Source organism: Rhodopirellula maiorica SM1 (assembly GCF_000346295.1).
Classification (GTDB): Bacteria; Planctomycetota; Planctomycetia; order Pirellulales; family Pirellulaceae; genus Novipirellula; species Novipirellula maiorica.
Genome location: NZ_ANOG01001124.1, coordinates 1 through 9,273, shown reverse-complemented (window position 1 = coordinate 9,273; position 9,273 = coordinate 1). Strand labels below are relative to the sequence as shown.

Genomic DNA, 9,273 nt, shown 5'->3' with positions numbered 1-9,273 from the left:
ACCGCAGCATAGACCGCGATCCAAACGACGATCGCCATTTTGTATTTGGGCGGTGCCGTTGCATCGCCTCCACTGTGTTGAGGTAATTCAAACCACGTTTCCAACCCCGTCAAATGATGAATGTCCGCGGGTTTACCTTCGAGCGTCTGCAGTCGAGCCACCTTCTCTTTGCGTTCGTCCGAGTGATGCCAGCGATGCATGTTTTCGACGGAATCAAATTTCGAGATCACGCGATAGTGGCGGTCGCCCGATCCCTGTGGCCGAAGCACTAGAGCCCCCAGATGACCAGGAAAGTCGATCGACTTGCGAATCAATTCGCCGATCGCCTGTTCCCACTCACGCTCTCGCCCTGGTTTCGGGAACGCGGTTACAAAAATGGTCGCAGGCTGGGTGGATGCCGACGCATCGAGCTGCTCGACGGGCGCCGCCACTTCATCGGTCACCGCGAAATCGTTCTCCGCCGGTCGGTCGACCAAGCCAAAATCCGAACGCCGCTGTCGCGGCTTGGGTTTACTCAGCAAGCTCATTGACGTTCCTCCTCGGCCAACGATTGACGGGACTTTTCCAGTAGCGAAATCAACTGTTTCAGCTCTTTCTCGGTCAGTCGTTTCAGCAAAGTCGATTCAAGCTTTTCCAGCAGCGGCATCGCTTGCTTGCAGACGTCCTGGCCTTGTTTTGTGATGCTGACATAGACGACCCGGCGGTCGCTGCTACAACGCTGACGCTCGACTCTGCCTTGTTTTTCAAGCCGATCGACAACCCCGGTAATCGCTGGCACGACTTGAATCATCTGCTGTTTAATCTCGCCACAGGTGAGCTGCCGCCCCTCCAATTGGAGGATACGCAGCATGTTAAACTGCGTTAGCGTCAGGTCGTGATCTCGAAAAAAACGCACCAAGCGATTCTCGAGCTGGTCACCGGTTCGCAGCAAACTTACCAACGCTTCTTGTTGAAGCGAAGCAAAGGGATGTTTGCGATGAAGTTCGTTTTGCAGGTTCTGAGAGGGCATCACGGGTTCTCACGGTACTTGACACGCCAATATTTTACACGTAAATAGTTTTCTTTCAAGCAGTGAGCACGGCGGAAAGCTTGCTGCGAATCGTTGCTTTCACTCGGTGCACCATGAAACCTTCGCACAGTCTGTTGCTCATTTTGCTGCTAATTGCAGTGGCCGGATGTCAATCGCAAGACGCCCCACCACCGTCAGCCCCCGCGATGCCGGTGCCCGAGGTCGAAACGGCTCAAGCAACGACGCGGGCGATCGTGGACTATCGCGAATACACCGGTCGCACCGCGGCCATGAATTCAGTGGAAATTCGTGCCCGCGTCAGCGGTTATCTCCTGCAAAGCCCTCGTTCGGCTGACAGTGAGCGAACGCAGTTCAGCGGTCTCGCCAGGGCGGAGTCCTCAAACCGTGCCCCCAGCAGCGAAGCAACTGACGCGGAGGGAACTGGGACGAGCGAAGGTTCTGCGGATCGTTCGATCCCTGAGGTGAGCGTCAACGAAGGCGACCTAGTAAAGAAGGGAGATCTTCTGTTCATGATCGATCCTCAGCCTTATGAGTTGGCATTACAGCAATCCAAGGGATCACTCGAAGCAGCCGAAGCGAGACTGGAACAAGCGAACAAGGACCTTGCACGTTCCGACGCGTTGCTTGATCGCAATGCCACCAGCGCCGCGGAATATGATCAAGCCGTGGCCACGGTCGCGGAGTTGCGAGGCCAGATCGAGAACCTGCGGGCGACCGTGGCACGCAACCAATTGGATCTCGAATACACTCGCGTCCGCTCTCCGATTGATGGACTGCTCGGACGTACGTTGGTGACCAGCGGCAACCTCGTCGCCGCGGACTCGACGATACTGACGACGGTGGTCTCGGTCGATCCGATCTATGTCGACTTCAACGTCGATGAACAATCGGTACTCGATTATCGGACAAGGATGCTCGAAGGCGAAGTCAAGGATGCTCGCCAAGCCACGATCTCGATTCGCTTGGGGCTTGCCAACGAAGTGGGCTTTCCTCACGAGGGCACGATCAACTTCGTCAACAATATCACCGACCCAACCACAGGCAATACGCTCGTCCGCGGCACGTTTGACAATGACACGGGAATTCTATCGCCAGGTTTGTTCGCTCGCATCCAAGCTCCGTTCTCGTCGGAATACAACGCGGTCTTGATCCCAACCAAGGCAATTGGAATGGATCAACAGGGCCGGTATGTCATGGTCGTTGGCGACGGAAACAAGGTTCAGCGACGCAGCATCACGATGGGTGATATCGTCGACGACAAGACGGTCATTCGTGAAGGCATCGAGGCGGGCGAAACGGTAGTAACCTCGGGATTACAAAAAATCCGTCCTGGCAGCGAAGTGCGTCTTCAAGGAGCGAAGTCGTGATCAGCAACTTCTTTATCAACCGTCCCGTCGCGGCAAACGTCATCGCGTTCATGACGGTAATTTTGGGCATTGTCGGGTTGGTGAACCTGCCGGTCGAACGTTACCCAAACATCACGCCACCGACAATTCAGGTGACGGCGAACTACCCGGGCGCAAGCGCCCAAGTGATGACAGACACTGTTGCCGCGCCGCTCGAGCAGCAGATTAACGGTGTAGAAAACATGTTGTACATGCAATCGACGTCGTCATCCAACGGCAGTTATTCGTTGACCGTCACCTTCGAAGTCGGCACGGATCTCGAGGAAGCACAGGTGTTGGTGCAAAACCGGGTTGCCCTCGCCGAGCCGTTTCTGCCTGCGGATGTTCGGCAACAAGGGATCTCGGTTCGAAAACAATCGACGAACATCTTGTTAGTCGTCTCGTTGACTTCGCCCGACAACACTTTCGACAGCCTGTACCTTTCGAACTACGCCAATCTGCGGCTAAAAGACGAACTCAGCCGTGTCGAGGGCGTGGGCGACGTCACCATCAGTGGCACCGGTGCGTACAGCATGCGTATTTGGGCCGATCCGACCAAGATGGACGCTCGCGGGTTGACGTTTACCGATTTGATGAACCAGCTGCAACAACAGAATGTTCAAGTCGCGGCCGGACAAATCGCCCAACCACCGCTGGATGATTCACAAGCGTTTCAGTACACGATGACGGCGCTGGGGCGATTGTCAGATCCGAAACAATTCGAAGACATCATTGTCAAAGTCGGCGACGACGGCAGTTTGACCTACTTGCGTGACGTCGCCCGCGTCGAACTGGGCGCACAAACCTATGACACGTTTGCGCAAAAAGGCGGGATCAGTTCGGCCAGTGTTTTGATTTATCAGTTGCCGGGTGCAAACGCCTTGGATGTCGCCGAGGGTGTCAAGGAAGCGATTGCGGATCTCTCTGAATCGTTTCCCACCGGCTTGAAATACGATATCCCATTTGATACCACCATTTTCGTTTCCTCAGCCATTCACGAAGTCTACAAGACGCTTTTCGAAGCGGGTGTCTTGGTGCTGATCGTGATCCTGGTGTTCCTACAGAATTGGCGTGCCGTTTTGATCCCGGCGACCACCGTGCCGGTGACCATCATCGGCGCGTTTGCGATCATGCCGCTGCTGGGATTCTCGGTCAACTTGCTGACGCTGTTTGGGCTGGTGCTTGCGATTGGCATCGTCGTGGACGATGCGATCGTGATTGTTGAAAACGCATCGCATCATATCGAACGAGGCGAATCGCCCAAAGAAGCGACGATCCGCGCGATGAGCGAGGTCACCGGACCAGTGATCGGCATCACCGCGGTATTGATGGCGGTATTCATACCGACCGCGTTTATGGCAGGGATCACAGGACAATTGTACCGGCAATTTGCGTTAACCATTGCCGCCACGGCATTCCTCAGCGCGGTCAACGCGTTGACGCTAAAGCCGGCTCAGTGTGCATTGTGGCTGAAACCGGCAAAGCCCGAAAGCGAAAAATTCTTTCTATCGCGATGGTTCAATCGCGTGTTTGGATGGATCGAATCACTGTATGTGTTCTGCGTTCGCGGGTTAATCCGTGGCTGGCCGGTGGTGATGTTAGCGTTTGTGTTCACCGTGGCCGGAACGGTGTGGTGGTACCAAAAGGTACCGACCGGATTCTTGCCGACCGAGGATCAAGGATATTTGATCACGGCGATTCAGTTGCCCGATGCAGCATCGCAGGACCGCACGCGTGAAGTGGTCGAGCAGATGAACGCGATCCTTGCCGAGCAACCAGGCGTAAAGACTTGGTTCACACTTGGCGGGATGTCGCTGCTCGAAGGCAGCCAATCGTCCAATGCGGCCACAATGTTCATTGGCTTAAAGGACTGGGAAGATCGCACGACGCCGGAATTGCAACAAGGACCGCTGATCGGTCAGATCACACAAAAGTTTTCGGCGATCAAAGACGCCTTCATTTTGGTGATTCCGCCACCCGCGATTCAAGGCTTAGGAACGAGTGGCGGTTTCGAGATGCAAGTCGAAGACCGTGGCGGTGCAGGGTTGGATGAACTGCAAAATGCGGTCAACGACTTGCTTGCCAACGCGGCGCAGCAACCGGAACTGCAACGTGTCAATTCAACATTCCGCGCGGGGGTGCCACAGTTGTACGCCGACGTCGATCGTGCCCAAGTGCTGAGCATGCAGGTCCCGCTCGGCGAGGTGTTTGCGACGCTTCAAGCCGCGTTGGGATCCACGTATGTCAACGACTTTAACAAGTTCGGACGCACCTATCGTGTCACACTACAAGCCGATGCGGCGTTCCGCGACGAGGTGGATGATGTGCGGCGTTTGAACGTTCGCAACGCCGAAGGGGAAATGGTGTCCTTGGGCAGCTTGATTCGGATCGAAGAGACTTTCGGGCCGCAGATCATTCGTCGCTTCAATCTGTATCCGTCGGCGAATGTGACCGGGTCGGCATCACCGGGAACCAGTTCGGGCGAGGCTTTGCAGACGATGGCCCGCTTGGCCAAAGAGCAGTTCCCTGAGTCCATCGGCTTCGATTGGAGCGGCGTTTCGTTGCAAGAGAGCCAAGCCAAAGGCGAAGAACTGTATACCTTTGCTTTGGCGGTTCTGATCGTTTATTTGGTGTTGGCGTTTCTGTACGAAAGCTGGGTGCTTCCCTTCGCCGTGATCCTTGTGGTGCCGTTGGGGCTGTTGGGCACCGTCGCGGCCATTGCGATGATGGGTATGGACAACAACACGTACGTGCAAATTGGGGTGGTATTGATCATCGCGTTGGCCAGCAAGAATGCGATTCTGATCGTCGAGTTTGCTCGCGATTTGCGGATGCAGGGCAGTTCAATTCGCGAGGCTGCGGTCGCGGCATCGCGGATGCGGTTCCGTCCGATTCTGATGACGTCGTTCGCGTTCATCTTGGGCGTGTTGCCGTTGGTGTTCGCAACCGGGGCGGCCGCCGCGAGTCGACGGTCACTGGGTACCGCCGTGTGTGGCGGGATGATTACGTCCACCGTATTGGCGGTCTTCTTCACGCCGGTGTTCTATGTCGTGTTCCAGTGGATTAGCGAACTCCGGCAACCACCGCCGAAACAACCTGACCCCGTCGAACTGGTGTCGTAACCGAACTGGTGTCGTAACCAAGCATTTTTTGTGAGCGTCACGTTAACAATCATCGTACGCTCCCCGTCATCGACGCTCCGGGCGTTTGGCTCAGGAAACGTCGTATCGCACCAAGTACCAACCGGAACCGATTGAACAGACGGCTTGCAATTCATGAGGATCGGCAAGGCCACCGACGAACGAGCGAGGATGACTATGCGGTGGATGCCACTCGGCCCAGTCGCCGCCATCGGATCCGGTCAATTGCAGTTTGATCGATCCACCGCTGCCTCGCTCGACCGCGCTGACGTATACCGCTTCACTTGCCAACCGCGGCGAATGCAAGAGAACCAAAGTCGTCGGGCGACCAAACGGGTAAGCCATATAAGGTCCGATTGTCGACAGATCGCCGTCGTTCGTTGGCCAATCCGTTCGCAGCGGTGCGACGATGGATTCAAGTTCATCCACGCGACATGCGAATCGGATGCGTTTACCCTGCCATGCGATGGCGTCATGATGAATTCCCAGTGCGCACCATCCCGCCACCACCGCTGTCATTGCCAACAGCGATTGCAACGAACGCGAACGAACGTTACTCGCACGTCTGAGAAGCATCGCTGCGAACATTGCGGCCAGACTGGTGATTGCGACCAAACTCGCTGACAAAAATGCCGCAGCGCGAGCCCAGCCGACATGCGAAGCCAAGACGCTGGGGGCTGACAATGCGTACTGGATCGTCGTTTCGAACTTTGGGTCGGTCACCGCCCAGACCGCAGCGGTGACCAACAAGCTGAGATGCACGATCCAAATACGTTTACAATTCATACTTGACCACTTCCCTACCAACGTCGACCTTATTTGCAATACGCCAACGACATCAGCGCGAAACTAGTGGCCAGATTCTTGTCGTTTTCGAACCAACGTCGATTGTCATTCGACCACGAACCATCGGCGTTCTGACGACTGGCCAATTCGGCGACCAAGTCTGCTTTCCAATCGTGCTTTGTTCCGTCGTCGGTATCGACGGTCTTCAGCCCGGCAGCATTGAGCGCCGCTGCAAACGTGTGGTAGTAGTAATACAAACCTGCCGATCCCATGCCGGGGTTGTTGTCGACGTCGTAGTGGTCCGAAATCCACTGCAGTGCCGCTTTGACGCGTGGGTCACTTGGCGTCAACCCAGCAAAGATCATGCTCTTTAACCCCGTATAGCCCATCGATCCATAGCTTCGCAGTCCACCGTTTGCGGTATAGCGTTCTTCGGAAGTGCTCGGATCGATCTTGGTCGTCGGAATCTCGTAGTAGAAACCGCCGTCGTCGACCTTCGATGCGAATTCAGTATCGTTGTACTTGCTGTCGAGATTCTGACATCGCGACACGAAAGCGAGGGCCCGCTGAATCGCAGGGTCCTCGGGGCCCGATTCGGTCGCACGCAGCGCTTCGATAAAGTAGCCGGTGTTGGACAGATCGGGGCGTCCTTCGCCACCGTACCCTACGCCGCCGTACCAAGGATCCGAGGGGTCGCGTTTCCCCTGGCCATACTGAATTCCGGTAACGAAGGCCTTGGCTTGCTTGAGAATTTCGTTGTATTGACCGGACTTGTTAGCTTCGGACAGACAAACCATCGCGACACATGTTTCATAATTACGCAGCCGTCCATTGCCATAGATACCACCGTCGGGTTTGACATAGCCCTGGAGTGCTTTCAGCCCCTGGGCCACCATCGGATCATCGAGGCTGCGGCCGTTGCGAAGTGCCGAAGTGATCGCCAACGCGGTCACGCCCGGGCCCACTTTCTCTGAAAACGTCCCCTCGTCAGACTGTCCTGACTTGGCCAGAAAAGCGAGCCCCTTGGCCACAATTTCTTGACGCAGTGTTTCTGCTTTAGAAACGGATTGCGGTTCTTCGCCGACAGCGGGTAGGCAACACAGCCCGGCGGCGGCCGCGGTAACAAAAATCCGTCGACTAAGGTGGAATTTCCATCGGCGATTCATCTACGGTCTCCAATAAACACGTGTTTTGCGGCGTTTTCGAACGCAGCACGACTAGGTACACGTATGAAAAGCAACCGCTGTGCCAGGCACAAAAACCGACCGATCCAAGAGAGACGGAACGCCCGACCAAATCGCAAAGCGGCTGGACGCGGTCAGGGTGACCGAGGAGGCTCTGGACGCGGTGCATCGAGAGGCGACATTTTTCCAGCGTGGTGCATATTTTCCCAGCACTCAGCGGCGAGATCTCTCGCAAATGTTGCGAAGCGGCACCCCTAAATCCAAATTTGTCATCTCGCGTTTACAGATTAACGTCGCTGAAACCGCCACCGTACCGTGTTTTAGCGACTCTGGGGCACTGAAAAGAAGGTTCTACTAGCAAATCGTCTCACGCGAACATGTTTGGAATAACGTTTGCATTCCGTCGGAGCAATCGAAGGCATTGTTGTGTGCCAATACTCCGAAGGAAACAATTGTGGCGATTGCAATGAGAAACTCTGAGGTCAAAATCGAAACCAATCACGGTCTTGTCTTTAAAGTGGTTGTTCCCCCAACTGACTCGGAACAACCGAATAAAGATGAAACCTCCAGCGTGCAGGAGGGAACCGTTCCACCTGTCTCACCTCAGGGTCATCAATAGAAATACGCAACAAGTGTTTGAATTGAACGCGTTCTTGTCGTGATAAGGGCAATCCGTCTGTCGTCGTAGTGTTAACCGTATCGGCGACGCTACGGTTTAAGATGCCACGGTTTGCGACGCTTAGGGTCCGCCCCGGCATCAATGCCTGGGGAAGCTCACTTCTTGTCTTTCTTTTTGGGCTTTTCCATCTTGTGGACCGCATCAGCTGCGACCACCCAGCCGCGACAATTGAGTGCACCACAACGGCATTGCGGGGTGCCTTCGTGAGGCTCCCATTGATAGTCGAATACGATTTCGGATTCAGGTTCGATATTACAGATTGCCACTAGCCCGAGCGTGTATTTGGTCAGCTGGACCAATTCCGAATTTGGGCTACAGCTATGATTTAAGAACGCCGCAGGAATCGTCGGCTCGAGATACCAACTCTCGTTCAGCTCCATGACATAGTTTGAACCATGGTAGTTTTCATGAGACAGTAGCTGTCCGGTGACTTCAAACACCAATTCACCAGGCAAGAATTGACGTGCCGCATAGACGCCGAGCCCATATTTGCCTTTGCGGACTTCAACATCGTCGTCGTGATAGCTGCGGTAGCCGTGAAGCTCGTCCACTTTTTTCTGTAGCTTCTCGCGACGTTTCTTAACGGATTTCTTTTTCATTGTGCACAAAGTTGCGAATTTCAGATGGCGGAGCCAGATTGAATCTGTAAAAGTTCTCTGCGTTGCTTCGCTGTCGATCGCGGAGGCACGCAAAAAATATTGTTACGTTAATCAGCCGCCAAGATTAAAACAGTCTGTCATGTGGGGATAGTGGTCCAGCGGTGTGAAGCATCGACGGTTGATGCCAATCGTATCGAATAAGACACATCGATTTCGATCGGACGTCGCAATCAACCGCTCCCAAAATCCGTTCTCATTCCGTTGGGACGCCCTTTTCCATGTAACGCGCCAATATGGTGGATGCGTGTTTGATGGCGACTTGACTGACGCCGCACGCATCGACTGACGTTACACGACGCTTGTTTCATCGCAAGAAAAGCCTCCGACTTTGTCCAACCGGGGGACGTGGGTGTGGTATAATTTGCGGCCCTCACCCTTTCCGATTTGCGATATCGATTTCAAATCCATCG

At 54.9% G+C, this 9,273-nt stretch carries 8 protein-coding genes; 3 read left to right on the top strand and 5 right to left on the bottom strand.

The features are described from left to right. Both RMSM_RS36065 and RMSM_RS36060 read right to left on the bottom strand, forming a co-directional pair. On the bottom strand, positions 1–527 hold a 527-nt coding region (locus RMSM_RS36065), incomplete at its 3' end, for an antibiotic biosynthesis monooxygenase (RefSeq protein WP_008709765.1). Further along, positions 524–1,009 carry a MarR family winged helix-turn-helix transcriptional regulator gene (locus RMSM_RS36060; protein ID WP_008709763.1) on the bottom strand — a complete coding sequence of 162 codons (486 nt, stop codon included), beginning with the start codon at positions 1,007–1,009 and terminating at the stop codon, positions 524–526. The genes RMSM_RS36065 and RMSM_RS36060, both read right to left, overlap by 4 nt. A 113-nt stretch (positions 1,010–1,122) precedes the next feature. Here RMSM_RS36060 and RMSM_RS36055 point away from each other — a divergent pair, with 113 nt between their 5' ends. Further along, on the top strand, positions 1,123–2,397 hold the full coding sequence (locus RMSM_RS36055) for an efflux RND transporter periplasmic adaptor subunit (RefSeq protein WP_052031984.1): 1,275 nt from the start codon (positions 1,123–1,125) through the stop codon (positions 2,395–2,397). Beyond that, positions 2,394–5,537: an efflux RND transporter permease subunit gene (locus tag RMSM_RS36050; RefSeq protein ID WP_008709759.1), complete on the top strand. Its 3,144-nt coding sequence runs from the start codon at positions 2,394–2,396 to the stop codon at positions 5,535–5,537. Before RMSM_RS36055 ends, RMSM_RS36050 begins: the two co-directional genes overlap by 4 nt. 90 nt (positions 5,538–5,627) lie before the next feature. On the opposite strand, the gene RMSM_RS36045 is transcribed toward RMSM_RS36050, so the two are convergent. Together RMSM_RS36045 and RMSM_RS36040 are read right to left on the bottom strand one after the other, a co-directional pair. Then, a complete protein-coding gene (locus RMSM_RS36045; RefSeq protein WP_008709757.1) occupies positions 5,628–6,341 on the bottom strand; it encodes a hypothetical protein in 714 nt (237 codons plus the stop codon). 29 nt (positions 6,342–6,370) lie between these two features. Then, positions 6,371–7,507, bottom strand: coding sequence for a prenyltransferase/squalene oxidase repeat-containing protein (locus RMSM_RS36040; protein WP_008709755.1), 1,137 nt, complete (start codon positions 7,505–7,507; stop codon positions 6,371–6,373). Positions 7,508–7,586: 79 nt separating this feature from the next. On the opposite strand from RMSM_RS36040, the gene RMSM_RS36035 reads away from it, so the two are divergent. Further along, the gene (locus RMSM_RS36035; protein WP_008709752.1) at positions 7,587–7,883 is read left to right on the top strand and encodes a hypothetical protein; all 297 of its coding nucleotides are present in this window, start codon (positions 7,587–7,589) and stop codon (positions 7,881–7,883) included. 416 nt (positions 7,884–8,299) lie between these two features. Here the strand turns inward: RMSM_RS36035 and RMSM_RS36030 are convergent, their stop codons facing one another. Beyond that, the gene (locus RMSM_RS36030) at positions 8,300–8,803 is read right to left on the bottom strand and encodes an SET domain-containing protein (RefSeq protein WP_008709750.1); all 504 of its coding nucleotides are present in this window, start codon (positions 8,801–8,803) and stop codon (positions 8,300–8,302) included. Positions 8,804–9,273: the final 470 nt, after the last annotated feature.